We start from the raw sequence: 18,008 nt of genomic DNA on the forward strand, positions 1-18,008 counted from the left end.
CAAAAAATGGAGACGAACACATGGATTTGACAATGAGCCTGCACGATGAAGTGGACGCAAAGCTGTTGCTTGGCGTACTGACAGCGCTGAAGAAAGGCGATTTTACCGTTCGCCTGCCCTCCGATTGGACAGGACTCGCGGGCAAGATCGCCGATACGCTGAACGACATCATGGAAACCAACGAGCAGTTGACCGAGGAAATCACCGAGGTCAGTCGTGTCGTGGGGCGTGAGGGGCGGCTGACGCAACGGGCGGCTGTTCCTAGCGTGGCAGGCGGCTGGTCGACCATCGTCAAGTCCGTCAACACGTTGATCGATGACCTGGTGCGGCCGACAACCGAAATGGCGCGCGTGATCGGTGCTGTCGCGAAGGGCGACCTGTCACAGACCATGGCGCTGGATGTGGACGGACGCCCGCTCAAGGGGCAGTTCCTGCGCGCGGCCGCGACCGCCAATACGATGGTGGACCAGTTGTCGTCGTTTGCATCGGAAGTGACACGCGTGGCGCGCGAAGTGGGTACCGAGGGCAAGCTGGGCGGACAGGCGAACGTGCCGGGCGTGGCGGGTACGTGGAAAGACCTGACCGACTCGGTGAACTCGATGGCGGGCAACCTGACATCGCAGGTGCGCAACATCGCGGATGTGACGACGGCGGTAGCGAATGGCGACTTGTCGAAGAAGATTACGGTGGACGTGCGCGGCGAAATTCTGCAGCTGAAGGACACGATCAACACCATGGTGGACCAGTTGCGATCGTTCGCATCGGAAGTGACGCGCGTGGCGCGCGAAGTGGGTACGGAAGGCAAGCTGGGCGGCCAGGCCTATGTTCCCGGCGTGGGCGGCACATGGAAGGACTTGACCGATAACGTGAACTTCATGGCCTCGAACCTGACGGGTCAGGTGCGTAACATCGCGGAAGTGACGACGGCGGTGGCCAATGGCGATTTGTCAAAGAAGATTACCGCGGATGCAAAAGGCGAAATCCTGCAGCTCAAGGACACAATCAACGTGATGGTGGACCAGCTTTCCTCGTTTGCATCGGAAGTGACACGCGTGGCGCGCGAAGTGGGTACCGAGGGCAAGCTGGGCGGGCAGGCGCAGGTGAAAGGCGTGGCGGGTACGTGGAAAGACCTGACCGACTCGGTGAATTCGATGGCGGGTAACCTGACATCGCAGGTGCGCAATATCGCAGACGTGACGACGGCAGTGGCAACCGGCGACTTGTCGAAGAAGATCACGGTGGACGTGAAGGGCGAAATTCTCGAGTTGAAAAACACCATCAATACCATGGTGGACCAGCTTTCCTCCTTCGCGTCGGAAGTAACGCGCGTGGCGCGCGAAGTGGGCACCGAGGGCAAGCTGGGTGGACAGGCGCAGGTGAAGGGTGTGGGCGGTACGTGGAAGGATCTGACAGACAACGTGAACTTCATGGCCTCGAACCTGACAGGCCAGGTGCGGAACATCGCGGAAGTGACGACTGCAGTGGCGCGCGGCGATCTGTCGAAGAAGATCACCGTGGACGTGAAGGGCGAAATTCTCGAGCTGAAAGACACCATCAACGTGATGGTGGACCAGTTGTCGTCGTTCGCTTCGGAAGTGACGCGCGTGGCGCGCGAAGTGGGCACCGAGGGCAAGCTGGGTGGACAGGCGAACGTGCCGGGCGTGGCAGGCACCTGGAAGGATCTGACCGACTCGGTAAACTCGATGGCGGGCAACCTGACATCGCAGGTACGTAACATCGCGGACGTGACGACCGCAGTGGCGAACGGCGACTTGTCGAAAAAGATTACCGCCGACGCAAAGGGTGAAATTCTCGAACTGAAAAACACCATCAACGTGATGGTGGACCAGCTGAACTCCTTTGCATCTGAAGTGACGCGTGTGGCGCGCGAAGTGGGTACCGAGGGCAAGCTGGGCGGACAGGCGAACGTGCCGGGCGTGGCCGGCACCTGGAAGGATCTGACCGACTCGGTGAACTCGATGGCGGGCAACCTGACATCGCAAGTGCGTAACATCGCGGACGTGACAACCGCGGTGGCGAATGGCGACTTGTCGAAGAAGATCACCGTGGACGTGCGCGGCGAAATCTTTGAGCTGAAAAACACCATCAACGTGATGGTGGACCAGTTGAACTCCTTTGCTTCGGAAGTGACGCGCGTTGCGCGCGAAGTGGGCACCGAGGGCAAGCTGGGCGGACAGGCGCAGGTGAAGGGTGTGGGCGGCACGTGGAAGGATCTGACAGACAACGTGAACTTCATGGCCTCGAACCTGACAGGCCAGGTGCGTAACATCGCGGAAGTGACGACGGCGGTGGCGCGCGGCGATCTGTCGAAGAAGATCACCGTGGACGTGAAGGGGGAAATTCTCGAGCTGAAAAATACCATCAACGTGATGGTGGACCAGTTGTCGTCGTTCGCGTCGGAAGTGACACGCGTGGCGCGCGAAGTGGGCACCGAGGGCAAGCTGGGTGGACAGGCGAACGTGCCGGGTGTGGCCGGCACCTGGAAGGACCTGACCGACTCGGTGAACTCGATGGCGGGCAACCTGACATCGCAGGTACGCAACATCGCGGATGTGACGACGGCGGTAGCGAATGGCGACTTGTCGAAGAAGATCACGGTGGACGTGCGCGGCGAGATTCTGCAGTTGAAGGACACGATCAACACCATGGTGGATCAGTTGCGATCATTCGCGTCGGAAGTGACGCGCGTGGCGCGCGAAGTGGGCACCGAAGGCCGTCTCGGCGGCCAGGCGAATGTGCCTGGCGCGTCGGGTACGTGGAAAGACCTGACAGATAACGTGAACTTCATGGCCTCGAACCTGACGGGTCAGGTGCGTAACATCGCGGAAGTGACCACAGCGGTGGCGCGCGGTGATTTGTCGAAAAAGATCACCGTGGACGTGAAGGGCGAAATTCTCGAGCTGAAAGACACCATCAACGTGATGGTGGACCAGCTCTCGTCGTTCGCGTCGGAAGTGACACGCGTGGCGCGCGAAGTGGGCACCGAGGGCAAGCTGGGCGGACAGGCGCAGGTGGAGGGTGCAGCCGGCACCTGGAAGGACCTGACCGACAACGTGAACTTCATGGCGGCGAACCTGACCGCGCAGGTGCGCGGTATCGCCGGCGTGGTGACGGCGGTGGCGAACGGCGATCTGAAGAAGAAACTGACCGTGGCGGCCCGCGGCGAGATTGCGGCACTGGCCAACACCATCAATGAAATGACCGACACGCTGGCCGTGTTCGCCGACCAGGCGACCACGGTGGCGCGCGAAGTGGGCGTGGAAGGCAAACTCGGCGGCCAGGCATCGGTGCCGGGCGCCGCCGGTACCTGGAAGGACCTCACCGAAAACCTGAACCGGATGGCGGCGACTCTCACCACGCAGGTGCGTGCCATCGCGGAAGTGGCGACGGCGGTGACACGCGGTGACTTGTCGCGTTCCATCCAGGTGGAGGCGCGCGGCGAAGTGGCGGACCTGAAGGACAACATCAATGAGATGATCCGCAACCTGAAGGAAACCACGCAGAAGAACGCGCAGCAGGACTGGTTGAAGACCAACCTGGCGCGCTTTACCCGTCTGCTGCAGGGGCAGCGCGACCTGACGGCGGTGACGACGCTGATTCTTTCCGAGCTCGCGCCCTTGGTCTCCGCGCATCATGGCGTGTTCTACATGATGGACTCGCAGGACCACGATGAGCGCTTGCGCATGATCGCCAGCTACGGCTACCGTTCCAGCCGCAGGTTGCCGACTTCATTCCGGCGGGGCGAGGGACTGGTGGGACAGTGTGCGCTGGAAAAGCAGCGTATCTGGCTGACCAACGTTCCGCGCGACTACATCCAGGTATCGTCCGGCCTTGGCGCCGCGCCGCCGAACAATATCGTGGTGCTGCCCATCCTGTTCGAACAGCAGGTGAAAGCGGTCATTGAAATCGCATCGCTCGACCGCTTTACCGAAACGCATTTGTCTTTCCTCGATCAGTTGATGGAAACCATCGGCGTCGTGCTGAACACGATCGAAGCCAACAGTCGCACTGAAAGCCTGCTGATGCAGTCCCAGTCGCTGGCGCAGGAGCTGCAACAGACCAACCTGGAGCTGGCGGAAAAAGCGCGCTTGCTGTCCGAGCAGAACATCGAGGTGGAACGCAAGAACCGCGAAGTGGAACAGGCCAAGCTGGCGCTGGAGGAAAAGGCCACGCAGCTCGCCTTGTCGTCGAAGTACAAGTCCGAGTTCCTCGCCAACATGTCGCATGAATTGCGCACGCCGCTCAACAGCCTGCTGATCCTGGCGCAGCAGCTTTCCGACAACCCGGAAGGCAACCTGACCGAACGCCAGGTCGAGTTTGCCAAGACGATTTACGGTTCGGGTAGCGACCTGCTGACTCTGATCAACGACATCCTCGACTTGTCGAAGATCGAGTCGGGCACGGTGACGCTGGAAGTCAGCGAATACCGCTTCCGCACGCTGAGCGCTTACGTGGAGCGCACCTTCCGTCACATGGCCGAGGCCAAGCAGTTGAACTTCTCGGTCGAGCTGGCCGACAATTTGCCGACGGCGATGATGACCGATACCACGCGTCTGCAACAGATCCTGAAAAACCTGCTGTCGAACGCGTTCAAGTTCACCAGCCACGGCGAGGTATCGCTGCGCATCGGCATGGCCAACGGCGGTTGGTCGGCGGATCACCCGTATCTCAATCAGGCCGATGCCGTGCTTGCCTTCTCGGTGGCCGATACCGGCGTCGGCATCGCGGCCGACAAGCTGCAGCTGATTTTCGAAGCCTTCCAGCAAGCCGACGGCAGTACCGCGCGCAAGTACGGTGGCACCGGCCTCGGCCTTTCCATCAGCCGCGAGCTGGCGCGCTTGCTGGGCGGCGAGATCCGGGTGGAGAGCATGATCGGGGTGGGCAGTACCTTTACGCTGTTCCTCCCGCATAACCGCGCCGGCTTCGTCAATTATGACCAGTCCACGTCGCCTTCGCGCGTATCCGGCGTATCGCGCATGACGCAAGCGGCAGATGTGTCGGACGTCGACGAGTTGGATGTTTCCGCGGTGAATATCGATCCGCCGCGCCTGCCATACGAAGCTTCGCCGGACGACCGGGCTCTCATTGCGCCGGGCGATCCGTCGGTGCTGATCGTGGAGGACGACACGCGCTTTGCCGGCATATTGCTCGACCACGCGCGCGAGAAGAATTTCAAGGGCATCGTTACCCATCAAGGGGATTCCGCACTCACGCTTGCACGCGATTACCTGCCGGCGGCAATCTTGCTCGATATCGATTTGCCGGACATTGACGGCTTTACGGTGCTTGAGCGTCTCAAGCGCGATCCATCGACACGCCATATCCCGGTGCATGTATTGACCAACCTGAAGGAGCGTGAGCGCGTATTGCGACAGGGAGCGATCTCGTATCTGCACAAGCCGGTGAGCCTCGACAGACTGCAGGAAGAATTCACGCGCATTCAGCAATTCCTGATGCGCGGGAAGTCGAGCCTGCTGGTGGTGGAGGACGATGTGCTGCAGCAGGGCGCCATCGTCGATCTGATCGGCAGCAACGACGTGCACATCGTTGCCGTCGGAAGCGGCAAGGAAGCGCTCGACGCATTGCATTCCACGCACTTCGACTGCATGGTGCTGGATCTCACGCTGCCGGACATCAACGGCTTTGAACTGCTCGACAAGATCGGTGACGATGCCGCCTTGCGCGACCTGCCGGTCGTCGTCTACACCGCCAAGGATCTGACGCGCAAGGAGGTCACGCGCCTGAAGCGCATCGCCAAGACGATTGTGGTCAAGGATGCGCGTTCTCCCGAGCGCTTGCTGGATGAAACGGCCCTGTTCCTGCATCGTTCGCCGACCAGCCTGCCGGAGCTGCAACGCCGCATGCTGGAAGACATCCAGGTGGCCGATGGCGGTTTGGCCGGGCGCACGGTGCTGATCGTGGATGACGACTTGCGCAATATTTTCGCGCTGAGTTCGGTGCTGGAGCGTCAGCAGATGAAAGTGCTGTTCGCCGAGAACGGCAAGGATGGCATCGAAGTGCTGGAAAAGGATCCGAGCATTGAAATCGTCCTGATGGACATCATGATGCCGGAAATGGACGGATACGACACGATGCGCGTGATTCGTTCCATCCCCAAGTTCAAGTCGCTGCCGATCATTACCCTGACCGCGAAAGCGATGAAGGGCGACCGCGATAAATGCCTGGCTGCCGGCGCATCGGATTACATCACCAAGCCGGTAGACGTGGTGCAACTGCTGTCTCTGATGCGCGTATGGCTGCATCAGTAGAAGCCCTGGCGGCCCGCGTGGAGTCGATCGAGGATCTCGAGACGGACCTCTTGCTCGAAGGCGTTTTCCGACGCTTCGGGCACGACTTCCGAGGCTACCGGCGCGCGGCCCTTCAACGCAAATTGCACGCCCTGATGCAAAGGCTTGGCGTCCAGACTGTGTCTGCGCTCCAGGAGCGCGTGATGCATGAGGAGGGGGCGGCGGACAGCTTGCTGCGCGAACTGAGCGCGCGCTCTGCGGGCTTGCTCGACGATCCGGGCTATCTGCATGCATTGCGGGCAGCGCTGGTGCCTTTGCTCCGCTCGTGCGCTTCACCCAGAATATGGATCGCGGAATGCTTGTCCGCCGAGGATGCCTGCGCGCTGTCGGTTCTTCTGGCCGACGAAGATCTCCTGGAGAAGACGCAGATATTTGCGACGGCCGAAAACGAATCGCTGGTGCAGGAAGCGAGCAGCGGACGGTTCGCGATCAACCGCCTGGAGGAATATGCGGAGAGCTATCGCAAGAGCGGCGGCAAGTCGGACTTGCGCGGTTACTGTCGTGAAGAAGACGGGCAAGCCGTCTTCAGTGACACATTGCGCAGCAATATCACCTGGGCGCAGTATAGTCTTGCCACCAATGCGTCGTTCAATGAATTCCAGCTGATTATCTGCAGGCAGGCGCTGGCCGATTTTGGCACCATGTTGCGCGGTCGCGCGCTACAGCTCTTTTACGACAGCATGCCGCTGTTCGGAATCCTGAGTGTCGACGCGGATGGCGGGCTGGATGCCGCGCACTTGACGTCGCGCTACAAGGCGATCGCGCCGGAGCAGGGGCTTTATCGGCGTGTGGTCTGACTGACCGATGAAATACGGAGGCGAGGCTGGCTCCCCCCGGTTCTTTGTGGGCTTGTCAACAGCGCGAAGCGGGCTTCAGGCCGCCGCGCCTTCCGGTACGTAACCGAGTACGGCGGAAATCTGGTTCGCAGTGGTGATCAGATCTTCCACCCATTCTTCCTGCAGACGATCGGCCGGTGCGGAAATCGACAGGCCGGCAATCAGTTTGCCGGAGTCGTCATAGATGCCGGCTGCGATGCAGCGAACGCCGAGTTCCAGCTCCTCGTTGTCGCGCGCAAAACCGCGTGCACGCACGAGGCTCAATTCCCGTTCCAGTTTTGCAAGATCGGTAATCGAGTTCTTGTTATGACCGGCCAGGCCGGTGCGCGTCGCATAGGAGCGAACCAGCTTGGGGTCGTCGATCGACAGGAACAGCTTGCCGGTCGATGTCAGGTGCAGGGGAGCGCGGCCGCCGATCGCGCGAACCACCTGCATGCCCGAGCGTTCCGAAAAGGCGCGGTCGATGTACACGATTTCGTCGCCCTGTCGAACGGACAGATTGACCGTCTGATGCGTCTTGCGGTGCAGGGCGCGCATGAAATCGAGCGCCGCTTCGCGCACGTTCAGGCGGCTCTTGACGATGTTTCCCAGTTCCAGCAGTCGCATGCCGAGGCGATATGAACCGGCCTCGGCGCGATCGACAAAGCGTTTGACCACCAGGTCATTCAAAATGCGATGGGCGGTTGAGGGGTGCAACCCTGTGACGCTGGAGAGTTCCTTCAGGCTGACCGGATCCGGATACTGCGCGAGCGCATCCAGAAGCGAAATCATGCGCTCGATCACCTGGATCGAAATTTGACTGTTCTCGGATGGTTGTTCAGGTTTCATATCGGGCTTGGTGCGTTGCAATAAGATATCTTATACCACATTGTGAAAAAATGAAAAAGTCGTGCAAAAAATTTTGGGGACCAAGCTCGAATTTATTTCATCCGTATTCGTCGTTTATTTTCTTTCCGGTCACGTCATAATGAGAGCCATGCCAACCTGAGGAGACAGCGTCATGCGCGTCGGATTTTTTCATACTTGCCTGATTGACATGATGCGTCCGGAAATCGGTTTTTCGGTGCTCAAACTATTGGAAGCGGCCGGCTGTGAAGTCGTCGTGCCGGAATCGCAAACCTGCTGCGGCCAACCAGGCTACAGTTCGGGCGACCGCAAGGCCGCGCGCGCGCTGGCAGAGAAATTCGTCGAGGAGTTTGAACAATTCGACTATGTCGTTATTCCGTCAGGTTCCTGCGGAGGCAACGTCAAGGTGCACTATCTTGACCTGTTTTCGGACGATCCTGCCTGGCTGAAACGAATGCAGCGCCTGGCGCCGCGTGTTTATGAGCTGACCGATTTCCTGTGCAACGTTGTCAAGCTTGAAAAGCTTCCCGGCGAAGGCAAATGCAGCATCAAGGGCAAGGTGACCTATCACGATTCCTGTTGCGGCTTGCGCGAACTGGGTGTTGAAAAACAGCCGCGCGCGCTGCTCGAAAAGGTCGGCGTGGAAGTCACGGAAATGAAAGACCACCGTCAGTGCTGCGGCTTTGGCGGTTCCTTTGCCATCAAATACGGCAACATTTCCTCGGCCATCGTCGACGAGAAATGCGAAAACATCCATGAATCGGGTGCGGAAGCGGTAGTCCTGGGCGACCTTGGCTGCATGTTGAATATCGAAGGCCGACTGCGCCGCACCGGGGATGACAAAACGAAGGTGCTGCACGTCGCGCAAGTCCTGGCAGGAGACGCGTAATGCAGATTCAATCGATGCACTTCAAGGCCCGTGTCGGTGAAAAACTGGCCGACAAGCGCTTGCAGCAAAACCTGAAAAAACTTTCCACCAAATTCGTCACCGGGCGCGCATCCGCGATCACCGAACTCGATGACTTCGAAGGCACGCGCGATGCAGCCATCGAACGTCGCATGCGTGCCATCGAAAACCTCGACGTATGGCTGGAAACCTTCGAAACCGAGGCCACGCGCCGCGGAGCGACCGTGCTGTTCGCGGAGAGCGCGGAAGAGGCCTCGCGCCTGGTAGTCGAGATCGCAAAGAAGCACGGCGTCAAGAAGGCGACCAAGTCGAAGTCGATGGTGTCGGAAGAAATGGCGCTCAACCATGCGCTGGAAGCAGCCGGCGTGCAGGCGATTGAAACCGATCTCGGCGAATACATCCTGCAAATCAACAACAACGAAGCGCCGTCGCACATCATCGCGCCGGTCGTGCACAAGGACAAGGAAGAGATTTCCGACCTGTTTGCCCGCGTGCACAAGAGGCCGCGTCTGACCGACATCCCCGAGATGACGCGCGAGGCGCGGGAAATGCTGCGCCCGCAGTTTCTTTCGGCCGACATGGGCATCACCGGCGGCAATTTCCTGATTGCCGAAACTGGGTCGGTGGCGATTGTCACCAACGAAGGCAACGAGGGCATGTGCACCATCCTGCCGCCCAAGGTGCATGTGGTGGTCACCGGTATCGAAAAGGTGCTGCCGACGCTGGAAGATTTCGCGACCGTGATGCGTTTGTTGCCGCGCTCGGCAACCGGCCAGTCGATTTCGAACTATGTCTCGTTGCTGACCGGCCCGAAACGCGAAGGCGACGTCGACGGTCCGCAGCACATGTATTACGTCCTGGTCGATGGCGGCCGTACCGGACTGGTGGGCACCGAGTTCCAGGAAATGCTTCGCTGCATACGGTGCGGCGCCTGCATGAATCACTGCCCGGTGTATCAGAAAATCGGCGGGCACAGCTACGGCTGGGTGTATCCAGGGCCGATGGGCAGCGTGCTCACGCCTTCCTATGCGGGCATTGAAAACGCTCTCGACCTGCCGCAGGCATCCACGCTGTGCGGCGAATGCCATGTCGTCTGCCCTGTTAAAATCCCACTGCCCGATTTGCTGCGCAAGTTGCGTGAAAAGCAGGTCGACGAGCACTTGCGCCCCGGATCGGAGCGCCTCGGCTTGATGATCTGGGCCTTTGTCGCCAAGCGGCCGGCCTTGTATCGACTCGCAACCAGAATCGGTGTACGCTTCATGCGCTTCATGGCTGGCGGCAAGAAGACGATTTCGAAGCTTCCAGGTGCCAGCGGCTGGACCGATTACCGCGAGATGCCCGCGCCGTCCGGCAAGACATTCCGCGAGTTATATAAAGAACGAAGATGACAGGACATCACCAAACCAGCGAATTCAAGAGCAAGAGCGGCGTAAAGCGAATTTACGCCGCTCTTTTGTATTCGATGCATGGATTCAGGACCGCATGGCGAAGCGAGCACGCGTTCCGCCAGGAACTCATGCTCGTGGTTCCCGGTGTTGTGATTGCATTGCTGCTGCCGCTGCCGGCCTTGCAGAAGCTTGCCCTGATTGCCGTGCTGATCCTGGTGTTGATCGTTGAGTTGCTCAATTCGGCGATCGAGGCAGTGGTCGACCGCGTTTCATTCGAACATCATCCCTTGTCAAAGAACGCAAAGGACTTTGGCAGTGCGGCGGTGTTTCTTGCATTGGCGCTCGCCGGCGTGACGTGGGCGGTGATCGTGCTGCCCTTGTTTGCACGATAACAGGAGGAATACGGAATGGGACCATTCGCACTAACACCTGAAGCCTGTGAAACGGACCGACGACGCGCATGATTTTCGCCGCATCCTTCTTCGCAGTGATGCTCGCGGCTGTCGTTTCGGACAAGTTGCCGTCGTTCGTGCTGATCGCCTATTTCGCCATGAGCATGGCGACCTTTGTCGTGTATGCCGTCGACAAATCGGCGGCCCAGCGGAACCAGTGGCGCACCAGCGAGCGTACGCTCCACCTGTTCGGCCTGGCGGGCGGCTGGCCGGGCGCGATGATCGCGCAAGGCTTGTTCCGCCACAAATCGGCAAAGCGATCGTTCCGGAGCATTTTCTGGCTGACGGTCGTTCTCAATTGCGCCGCGCTCTCCATCTATCTCCTGCCCGATATCGCGGGCACGGCAAAGTTCCTCTTCAATACATTCTGAGGTGGAATGAACGCGGCGCGCGAGCTTCAGTGTTCGCTCGGTTCGCTCTTCTCGGATTCCGCTACACCCAGCTTCACACTGCCGTCGGGCTGTGGCACTTCAAGCGGCTTGACCTCCACCGGGGCAACGCCTTCTTCCTTGATGCCCAGCTTCTCGGCGGTTTTCGGCGACAGGTCGACGATGCGGCCATCCACATAGGGACCGCGATCGCGGATCTCGACGACGTCGCTCTTGCCGTTTTCCAGGTTGGTGACTTTCGCCTTGGTGCCTAGCGGCAGTGTCTTGCTGGCGGCCACATTCGATTGCGGATTCATCGGCGTGCCGTCGGCCATCTTTTTGCCGTGGAATTTCTTCGCGTAGTACGAGGCTTTGCCACGGCGTGCCTTGCCCGAATGGTCGATACTCGATTTCTTTGAAGCTTGTTTTGCCGCTGGCTTGGCGTCGGGTGAGGGCGTTTGCTGCGCGCTTGCGACGGTGCTGCAGAAAGAGAGCGCAGCCAAGGTAATCAACAATTTGTTCTTGTTTGCAAATCCCATTGCGTGTCTCCGAATACGTGTTGCCTGATTAAAGTGCATGAAAAAAACAAATGACGCGAATCCTCCGATCAACTTATGGAACGACATTCGTTCGACGCAGCTTATCAACCAAAAGTTTCTATTCATGCTCTGGTGCATTGCCGGGGCCGGTCGAACTTTCGCGTTCGCCTGTGTCCTAATGAATTGCACATTTCGCAGCGCACAATGCGCAGCGAGTGTGCCGGACAGCAAGGAGCAGCGATGAAGAATCCGTGGACCAAGAAGAATCCCTGGATGAGCATGTGGTTGAGCGGTGCCAACGCGATCGCCGGTTCGGCGCGCAGCCGTGCCACGGCCGAAGGCAAACGTCAGGCCGCAACCGTGATGAAGAAGAATGTCCAGCAGATTACCGATCTCTGGAGCGGTGCATGGCTTGCTTCGCCGCCGAAAAAGAAGAAGCGGCGCCGATGACGAAAGACGGTGCTATCGAAGGTTTTCTCACGTTAGGAGAGGTGACATGAAACGCACAGCATCGGCCGCATGGACTGGCGGCCTCAAGGATGGAAAAGGCAGCATCTCGACACAAAGCGGCATCTTGAAAGATACGCGCTACGGCTTCACGACGCGCTTCGAAAACGAGCCGGGCACCAATCCGGAAGAACTGATTGCAGCGGCCCATGCAGGTTGCTTCACAATGGCTTTGTCTGCGCAATTGGGTGAGGCCGGCATGACGGCGGAAAGCTTGCGCACGAGTGCCGAAGTGACGCTGGACAAAGTGGACGACGGGTTTGCAATCACCGCCATCCACCTGAACCTCACAGCGAAAATTCCCGGCGCTGACCCGAAGGCGTTTCAGGCAGCGGCCGACAGAGCCAAGGAGGGATGCCCGGTTTCCAAACTGCTCAACGCGAAGATAACGATGGACGCGAAGCTGGAAGCCTGAGCATTTCTCCTTGAGATAACAGGCCTTACTTTTTCGGCAAATTGCGCTCGATCCATTGCGCGAAGGACTGCAGGAATTTCTGCAGGAATTCGCGCGTCGAATCGTTCGTGATTTCGCCCTTGTCATCGAACAGTTTGGATGCGTTGCCGATGTAGGCTTCGGGCTGCTGCATCATCGGCACATCCAGAAACACCATGGATTGGCGCAAGTGCTGGTTGGCACCGAAGCCACCGATGGCACCGGGCGACAGGCTGATCACCGCTCCCGGCTTGCCGCTCCATGCACTTTGACCATAGGGGCGCGACGCGACGTCGATCGCGTTCTTCAATACGCCCGGCACCGAACGGTTGTATTCCGGCGTGACGAACAGCACCGCGTCCGCATCCTGCACCCGCTGCTTGAAGTCGCGCACGGTCTGCGGCGGATCGGCTTCAAAGTCCTGGCTGAACAGCGGCAGATTGCCGATCTCGACGATGTCGAGCTTGAGTCCGTCCGGCGCCATGGCGATCAGCGCATTGGCCAGCTTGCGATTCAGGGATTCCTTGCGCAGGCTGCCGACGAAAATGGCAACGTTCTTGCTGGTACTCATAGTGATCCTTTCGGTTTGAGACGGCTGGTTGACCTGACATACACATCAACATAGACAGCGCTCGGTCCGATTCGATCAGCGCCGGCATATTCAGCGCGCAGAACTATTTCATTTCAAAAAGTATCTGAACCGATGCGGGAATAATTTCGAAGGCATAATCTACGGAGAACAACAAATCGAAAGGAACTTCCATGTACAGGATCCAGGCAGGCGGCATATCGGAGGACATGGCGAAATTCTTGCTGCGGGTTTCGCTCGCAATCCTCATTCTTTTTCATGGCGTGTCAAAAATCCTGGGCGGGATAGGCCCGATCACAGGCATGGTGGCAAAGGTGGGCATGCCGCCGGCGCTGGGCTATCTGGTATTTATCGGAGAAGTGCTGGCGCCTGTGCTGGTGCTGGTCGGCGCATGGACGCGGCCGGCTGCATTCGTGATTGCAGTCAACATGGTTGTCGCGGTGCTGCTGGCGCACACGACGCAGTTTTTCACTTTGTCGAAGACGGGCGGCTGGGCGCTTGAACTGCAGGGCATGTACTTCATTGTCGCCATTGCCGTGATGCTGCTTGGCGGCGGCCGTTTCGGAGTCGGCGGAAAGTGGAATTGATCGGCCTGCGACATTTCTCGTCAGCAGGCCGTGTGAGTTCCCGGTAACAACATTGTTCTTCCTTGTAATAACAATGGAGGAACGTGCGGTCAATGATCGGTGATTGCGATCAGGGCCGCCTTGCAGCCTCAGACGAAAAACGCAATCACCCAGACCAGCACAATCAAGGCAACCGGCAAGAGATAGGCGGCGAAGGCCAGCAAGCGCCGGACCGAAATCCGCAATGCAAGCAGGCGCCAGCCGAGCAAGGCCGAAAAACCGCTTCCCGCCGTCAACAACAGGATACGCACGGGCGCCACCCATTCCAGCGACACTCTTTCGGCTTTCAGATGGCCCAGTGTCAGCATGGACAGCCCGAGGAATACGCTCATTCCGGCCACCGGCACCAAGCCCATTGCCAAGCGCCGCCAGGGTAGTGCAGGCAGGTTGGCAATGCGTGCTGCCAGCCAGATCAGTGCCAGCACAGCCGAGCCCAGGGCCAGACCGCCGCCGAGGATGTACGCGAGGATGCACAAGCCATCGAGCCAGGTAAAGACGTCATTGGCTTGCGGATAGTGTGTGAGCAACCACCACGGCGCATTGTCTTGCAGAAGCGCGAACGCATCATGTTCCACCAGCCAGGTTGCCGCGGCAGTTTTCATGTGCACGAACAGCCGGCTGGAAGACCATTGGAATGCCGACGTGGCAATCCCGAGCACGCCGAAAATGAGCGTCAACGCTTCGCCGTGGTTCACATCCTTGCTGCGCGTATTGAGGATCTCGCTGGCCGGATTGCGGACGGCAAGCTGCACCGCGCCGCGATAGTCGCTGCAACGCCCGCAGGCATGGCAAGCCGATGCGCTCTTCATGTGCCGGATGTCGATCAGTGGTGCGCAATCGACCATGGGCATGCGCTCTGTGTTGCGCTTCCATACTTCTTCATCGACACGGAAATGCAGCGGCGCGATTTTCGCGAGCAACGCAAAAACGCCATTGGCCGGACACAGGTAACGGCACCAGACACGCTTGCCCTTGCCATAGACGAAGCCGACCGCGACGGCCGCCACGGTCGAGCCACCCAATACAAGCAAGGCCGCTTGCGGATATTCGTAAACGCTGACCAGTTGGCCGTATATGGTCGTGCAAACGAAGGCGACGAAAGGCCAGCCGCCCCAGCGCATCCAGCGCGGGATCGGACGGCCGAGCCCATGCCGGCTCACCATTTCCGTCAGCGCTCCCTCCGGGCAGAACACGCCGCACCAGACGCGGCCCAGCAGCATGGTGCTCAGCATGACGAAGGGCCACCAGATGCCCCAGAACAGGAATTGCGCGAACAAGCGCAGGTTGTTGTAGATATGCGCGTCGTCCGGCGGGATCGGCATGAAAGCCGGTACGATCAGCAACAGCAGATAAAAGAACACAACGACCCATTGAATCGCGAGAATCACGCGCCGATTGCGCTGCATCGCGCTGCCGATTTTCGCGACCAGGCCGCGGCGGGCGGGGGCCGGCCGCGCGGCGCTTGCGCAGCCGCTTGAGACAGAAGGAATGTGCATGCGGATCAGTTCTTACTTGGCGATGATCCGGCCTTGTGCGGTGTCCGGATGAAACTCGCCGAAGAACTTGTAGGTTCCCGGCTTGAGCGGCTGGAAAATGAGAAAGCTGGAGGCGCCGGGTGCCAGCACTTTTTCCTTGTGCAGTTCAGCACTTTCAAACTCCTCCGCGCCCGGCCCTTCGTTCTTGATCAACAAGCGGAACTTGGTATTGGCCGGCACTTCCGTGGTTTCCGGAACGAAGTGCCCGTTGCGGATCACCAGACTGAAGGTCGGCAGGTCCGCGGCAAACGATGAGGCATGTGCGAGCAGGGCGATCAGGACCAGCAAGGAGCCGAAAAATCGGCGCGGAGAGAGAGACATTGCGTACCTCAGTAGTTGAGTTGGGCGCGCAGCCCGAGGACCTTGATGGCTTCGGCGGTACTGTCGCCGCCCGGATGCCCGATGTACTGGAGATTCGGCGACAGCTCGAACTGTTTGCTGATGCGATAGCGGTAATACAGTTCACCGACACGTTCCGCATTGCCGACGCTTGCAAAGCTCCGGTAATCCCGGCTTGTTCTCAGCCAACCGGCGGCCAGGCCCAACACGTCGCCGCCGCGGTTCCAGTACGACCCGTTCAATTCCGCGCCGAGCGTGAGAGCGCGATCGAAGCTCACGTTTCCTCGCATTTGATGACCGTAGCGACCAAACAGCGTGAAGCCGTCACCGACGCGCTGATCGGCGGAAATGCCCCAGCCGCTGTGCCGCTCGGTGTCGGTAACGTTGGCGTCGAAATGACTGGCGCGTGGATTGTTCCATGCATAGACACGGTAATTGCCGGGCAGGCCGCCGAACAGGCGCTGCTCCGTTTCCGCTTGCAGCATCACCACCGGCGAGGCAAGGCTGCGCTGATAGTTGGAGCCCTTGTCGCCCGCGCCGAACACAGCCATCGAGACGCGCCAGGTTTGCGGCTTTTGCGTGGCATTGACGTACGACAGGCGCAAGCCCGGCGTGAATCCGTTCGCATCCACGCCGATGTCGCCACCCGCGTCGAGCAGTGGGTTGTGCACGAAGGCCAGATTCATGAACTGGCGCGCTTCGTCGCCAGCGACTGCGTTCTGGTCAAAGAATCCGAACGGGTCCATCTTGCCGAACGTGACTTCCAGCGTTTCCTTCGACTGCGGCTTGAATCCGCCGAAGGGCAGGGGGATATTGGCCTGATACCAGGCTTCCGCCAGCAAGGCGACCGCGTCGTCATGACGCAGGCTGTCCAGCCGGAAGGCCGTTGCATTCGCCTTGGAGAACGTGGGCAGGTCGTTGAGACCGGCGCCTTGGCCGAGGCGGACATGGGCAAAGATCTTGTGTTCAATGTCGCCAATGGCCTCCAGCGGCAGTTCCACAGTGGCATCGGCGCGGTAGTTGAGCTGGCTGCCAAAGCCTGCGATACCCGACGGCCGTTGCGCTACCGTCGTCAGGCTGAGCCCGGCCGTCAGGCCGTCGAGCGCGCTGACCTTCTTCACCGTTGACTGCATGCCCTGTGCCTGCACCTCGACAGCCTTCAGGCGGCTGGTGAGCTCCGGTTCCTTTTCGCTGATGGTGTCGCTTTCCAGACCCATGGCGATGCCTTCCTGATGTTGCTCAAGCGCCTTCAGGCGTTTTTCCACCTCGGCTGCGGGGGCTTGCTGCGACTGCTTGCGGCTGTCGCGCAGCTCGCGTTCCAGTGCTGCATTGCGCTGTTCCAGGCGTTCCATGCGCTGGTTGAGCTTTTCAATCAGCTTGATCAATTCGGCTTGCGACTGCGGGGCCGCATGGACGCCGCCTGCGGCACAGATCAATGCGACCGCGACGGCCAGCGGCTTCAATTGGAAACGCAGGCCCATTTTCAGTAGCCGCCTTTCTTGCCGATTCCCACGTACGTGAAGTCATATTCCACGTCGAAGGGTTTGAACCATGGTCGCACGCCGGTGAGGCGGTCGGTATGGCGGCCGAAGTGCGCGTGCTGGTTTTCCGACGGCGGAAGAATGGTGTACTTGACGTGATACTTGCCGGGGCCAAACAGCTTGATGTTGTCGCCGTAATGCGGACCGTCGTTGGCGACCATGGGCATGAATTCGCCGCTCACCTTCTGGCTGGAGCCGCTCTTGCTCACTTCGTATTTCACGATCAGGTAGGGAATCCAGGAGCCTTCCTCGAATCCGTTTGGATTTCCGCCCAGCGCCTTGATATCCGCTTCGATATGAATGTCCGATTCCTCGGCCTTCTTCATCATGCCGTCCGGCTCCATTGCCACCGGCTGCAGGTACACGGCAGCAATCTCCATCCCGAAACGCTGTTGCGGCGAGCCGATCGGATACTCGACTGCATAGGCATTCAGCGCCGTTGCAGCGGCAAGTGTCAGGACGATGCGCTTGAGCGGCGCGGAGAGCGAGGCTGAAAACATGAGAACTCCTTCTTGTTCGAGAAATGTTGAGTAAATTGTTCACGTTAAATTTAATTACTGCGAATGATAACAGTTCTCATTTACGTTTCAAAGTGACTCAGAGGCTTTTTTGATGGCTAGAAGCGGAAAGAAGGAATTGTTGCGGAATGATAACGCGCGAATGCTAGCGGATGGACGACATGGCCGGCCGATCGTTGCCGAGGATAAGAAACGAGGGGAGAAGCGTGTCTTGCCGGAACAAGCAGGCGCACGCCGGACAAGTTTGAAGCCCGG

At 59.4% G+C, this 18,008-nt stretch carries 16 protein-coding genes; 9 read left to right on the forward strand and 7 right to left on the reverse strand.

What is annotated here, in order from left to right:
- The first annotated feature begins 20 nt into the window (after positions 1–20).
- A complete protein-coding gene (locus E6W33_RS16950; RefSeq protein ID WP_136418486.1) occupies positions 21–6,290 on the forward strand; it encodes a HAMP domain-containing protein in 6,270 nt (2,089 codons plus the stop codon).
- Positions 6,275–7,126 (forward strand): CheR family methyltransferase, encoded by an 852-nt coding sequence (locus E6W33_RS16955; protein WP_168798671.1) that lies wholly within the window; start codon positions 6,275–6,277, stop codon positions 7,124–7,126. The genes E6W33_RS16950 and E6W33_RS16955 overlap by 16 nt, the downstream gene beginning before the upstream one ends.
- Before the next feature lie 75 nt (positions 7,127–7,201).
- Here the strand turns inward: E6W33_RS16955 and E6W33_RS16960 are convergent, their stop codons facing one another.
- Entirely contained in the window at positions 7,202–7,993 is a 792-nt protein-coding gene (locus E6W33_RS16960; RefSeq protein ID WP_136418488.1) for an IclR family transcriptional regulator, read from the reverse strand.
- Positions 7,994–8,165: 172 nt separating this feature from the next.
- On the opposite strand from E6W33_RS16960, the gene E6W33_RS16965 reads away from it, so the two are divergent.
- The 4 genes from E6W33_RS16965 (at position 8,166) to E6W33_RS16980 (ending at position 11,129) form a co-directional block, all read left to right on the forward strand.
- Positions 8,166–8,900, forward strand: a complete 735-nt coding sequence (locus E6W33_RS16965) for a (Fe-S)-binding protein (RefSeq protein WP_136418489.1) — start codon at positions 8,166–8,168, stop codon at positions 8,898–8,900.
- Positions 8,900–10,306, forward strand: a complete 1,407-nt coding sequence (locus E6W33_RS16970) for a LutB/LldF family L-lactate oxidation iron-sulfur protein (RefSeq protein ID WP_136418490.1) — start codon at positions 8,900–8,902, stop codon at positions 10,304–10,306. Before E6W33_RS16965 ends, E6W33_RS16970 begins: the two co-directional genes overlap by 1 nt.
- Complete coding sequence (locus E6W33_RS16975) at positions 10,303–10,698, forward strand: diacylglycerol kinase (RefSeq protein ID WP_136418491.1); 396 nt, start codon at positions 10,303–10,305, stop codon at positions 10,696–10,698. Before E6W33_RS16970 ends, E6W33_RS16975 begins: the two co-directional genes overlap by 4 nt.
- Before the next feature lie 68 nt (positions 10,699–10,766).
- On the forward strand, positions 10,767–11,129 hold the full coding sequence (locus tag E6W33_RS16980; RefSeq protein WP_136418492.1) for a DUF1294 domain-containing protein: 363 nt from the start codon (positions 10,767–10,769) through the stop codon (positions 11,127–11,129).
- Positions 11,130–11,155: 26 nt separating this feature from the next.
- On the opposite strand, the gene E6W33_RS16985 is transcribed toward E6W33_RS16980, so the two are convergent.
- The gene (locus E6W33_RS16985; protein ID WP_136418493.1) at positions 11,156–11,665 is read right to left on the reverse strand and encodes a septal ring lytic transglycosylase RlpA family protein; all 510 of its coding nucleotides are present in this window, start codon (positions 11,663–11,665) and stop codon (positions 11,156–11,158) included.
- 240 nt (positions 11,666–11,905) lie between these two features.
- On the opposite strand from E6W33_RS16985, the gene E6W33_RS16990 reads away from it, so the two are divergent.
- Together E6W33_RS16990 and E6W33_RS16995 are read left to right on the forward strand one after the other, a co-directional pair.
- On the forward strand, positions 11,906–12,115 hold the full coding sequence (locus E6W33_RS16990) for a hypothetical protein (RefSeq protein WP_136418494.1): 210 nt from the start codon (positions 11,906–11,908) through the stop codon (positions 12,113–12,115).
- 46 nt (positions 12,116–12,161) lie between these two features.
- Positions 12,162–12,587: an OsmC family protein gene (locus E6W33_RS16995; RefSeq protein ID WP_136418495.1), complete on the forward strand. Its 426-nt coding sequence runs from the start codon at positions 12,162–12,164 to the stop codon at positions 12,585–12,587.
- Positions 12,588–12,612: 25 nt separating this feature from the next.
- Here E6W33_RS16995 and E6W33_RS17000 read toward each other — a convergent pair whose 3' ends face one another.
- Positions 12,613–13,176 (reverse strand): NAD(P)H-dependent oxidoreductase, encoded by a 564-nt coding sequence (locus tag E6W33_RS17000; RefSeq protein WP_136418496.1) that lies wholly within the window; start codon positions 13,174–13,176, stop codon positions 12,613–12,615.
- Between the two features lie 191 nt (positions 13,177–13,367).
- On the opposite strand from E6W33_RS17000, the gene E6W33_RS17005 reads away from it, so the two are divergent.
- Positions 13,368–13,781, forward strand: coding sequence for a DoxX family protein (locus tag E6W33_RS17005; protein ID WP_136418497.1), 414 nt, complete (start codon positions 13,368–13,370; stop codon positions 13,779–13,781).
- A 128-nt stretch (positions 13,782–13,909) separates the two neighbouring features.
- Here E6W33_RS17005 and E6W33_RS17010 read toward each other — a convergent pair whose 3' ends face one another.
- Genes E6W33_RS17010 through E6W33_RS17025 form a run of 4 tightly spaced genes read right to left on the reverse strand, consistent with a single transcriptional unit; the run spans position 13,910 to position 17,735 of the window.
- Positions 13,910–15,316 carry a 4Fe-4S binding protein gene (locus tag E6W33_RS17010; RefSeq protein ID WP_136418498.1) on the reverse strand — a complete coding sequence of 469 codons (1,407 nt, stop codon included), beginning with the start codon at positions 15,314–15,316 and terminating at the stop codon, positions 13,910–13,912.
- 12 nt (positions 15,317–15,328) lie between these two features.
- Entirely contained in the window at positions 15,329–15,676 is a 348-nt protein-coding gene (locus tag E6W33_RS17015) for a cupredoxin domain-containing protein (RefSeq protein ID WP_136418499.1), read from the reverse strand.
- 8 nt (positions 15,677–15,684) lie between these two features.
- The gene (locus E6W33_RS17020; RefSeq protein ID WP_136418500.1) at positions 15,685–17,175 is read right to left on the reverse strand and encodes a carbohydrate porin; all 1,491 of its coding nucleotides are present in this window, start codon (positions 17,173–17,175) and stop codon (positions 15,685–15,687) included.
- A 2-nt stretch (positions 17,176–17,177) separates the two neighbouring features.
- Positions 17,178–17,735 (reverse strand): iron transporter, encoded by a 558-nt coding sequence (locus tag E6W33_RS17025; RefSeq protein WP_136418501.1) that lies wholly within the window; start codon positions 17,733–17,735, stop codon positions 17,178–17,180.
- Positions 17,736–18,008 lie beyond the last annotated feature (273 nt).

The sequence above is a fragment of the Herbaspirillum sp. ST 5-3 genome (genome assembly GCF_004804275.1).
Classification (GTDB): Bacteria; Pseudomonadota; Gammaproteobacteria; order Burkholderiales; family Burkholderiaceae_D; genus Noviherbaspirillum.

Excerpts from the sequence above, each read along its gene's own strand:
- E6W33_RS17015 (WP_136418499.1), bottom strand. The coding sequence starts at position 15,676 with ATGTCTCTCTCTCCGCGCCGATTTTTCGGCTCCTTGCTGGTCCTGATC.
- E6W33_RS17010 (WP_136418498.1), bottom strand. The coding sequence starts at position 15,316 with ATGCACATTCCTTCTGTCTCAAGCGGCTGCGCAAGCGCCGCGCGGCCG.
- E6W33_RS16980 (WP_136418492.1), top strand. The coding sequence starts at position 10,767 with ATGATTTTCGCCGCATCCTTCTTCGCAGTGATGCTCGCGGCTGTCGTT.
- E6W33_RS16950 (WP_136418486.1), top strand. The coding sequence starts at position 21 with ATGGATTTGACAATGAGCCTGCACGATGAAGTGGACGCAAAGCTGTTG.
- E6W33_RS16955 (WP_168798671.1), top strand. The coding sequence starts at position 6,275 with ATGGCTGCATCAGTAGAAGCCCTGGCGGCCCGCGTGGAGTCGATCGAG.
- E6W33_RS16965 (WP_136418489.1), top strand. The coding sequence starts at position 8,166 with ATGCGCGTCGGATTTTTTCATACTTGCCTGATTGACATGATGCGTCCG.
- E6W33_RS17005 (WP_136418497.1), top strand. The coding sequence starts at position 13,368 with ATGTACAGGATCCAGGCAGGCGGCATATCGGAGGACATGGCGAAATTC.
- E6W33_RS16995 (WP_136418495.1), top strand. The coding sequence starts at position 12,162 with ATGAAACGCACAGCATCGGCCGCATGGACTGGCGGCCTCAAGGATGGA.
- E6W33_RS17000 (WP_136418496.1), bottom strand. The coding sequence starts at position 13,176 with ATGAGTACCAGCAAGAACGTTGCCATTTTCGTCGGCAGCCTGCGCAAG.
- E6W33_RS16960 (WP_136418488.1), bottom strand. The coding sequence starts at position 7,993 with ATGAAACCTGAACAACCATCCGAGAACAGTCAAATTTCGATCCAGGTG.
- E6W33_RS16975 (WP_136418491.1), top strand. The coding sequence starts at position 10,303 with ATGACAGGACATCACCAAACCAGCGAATTCAAGAGCAAGAGCGGCGTA.
- E6W33_RS16970 (WP_136418490.1), top strand. The coding sequence starts at position 8,900 with ATGCAGATTCAATCGATGCACTTCAAGGCCCGTGTCGGTGAAAAACTG.
- E6W33_RS16985 (WP_136418493.1), bottom strand. The coding sequence starts at position 11,665 with ATGGGATTTGCAAACAAGAACAAATTGTTGATTACCTTGGCTGCGCTC.
- E6W33_RS17020 (WP_136418500.1), bottom strand. The coding sequence starts at position 17,175 with ATGGGCCTGCGTTTCCAATTGAAGCCGCTGGCCGTCGCGGTCGCATTG.
- E6W33_RS16990 (WP_136418494.1), top strand. The coding sequence starts at position 11,906 with ATGAAGAATCCGTGGACCAAGAAGAATCCCTGGATGAGCATGTGGTTG.
- E6W33_RS17025 (WP_136418501.1), bottom strand. The coding sequence starts at position 17,735 with ATGTTTTCAGCCTCGCTCTCCGCGCCGCTCAAGCGCATCGTCCTGACA.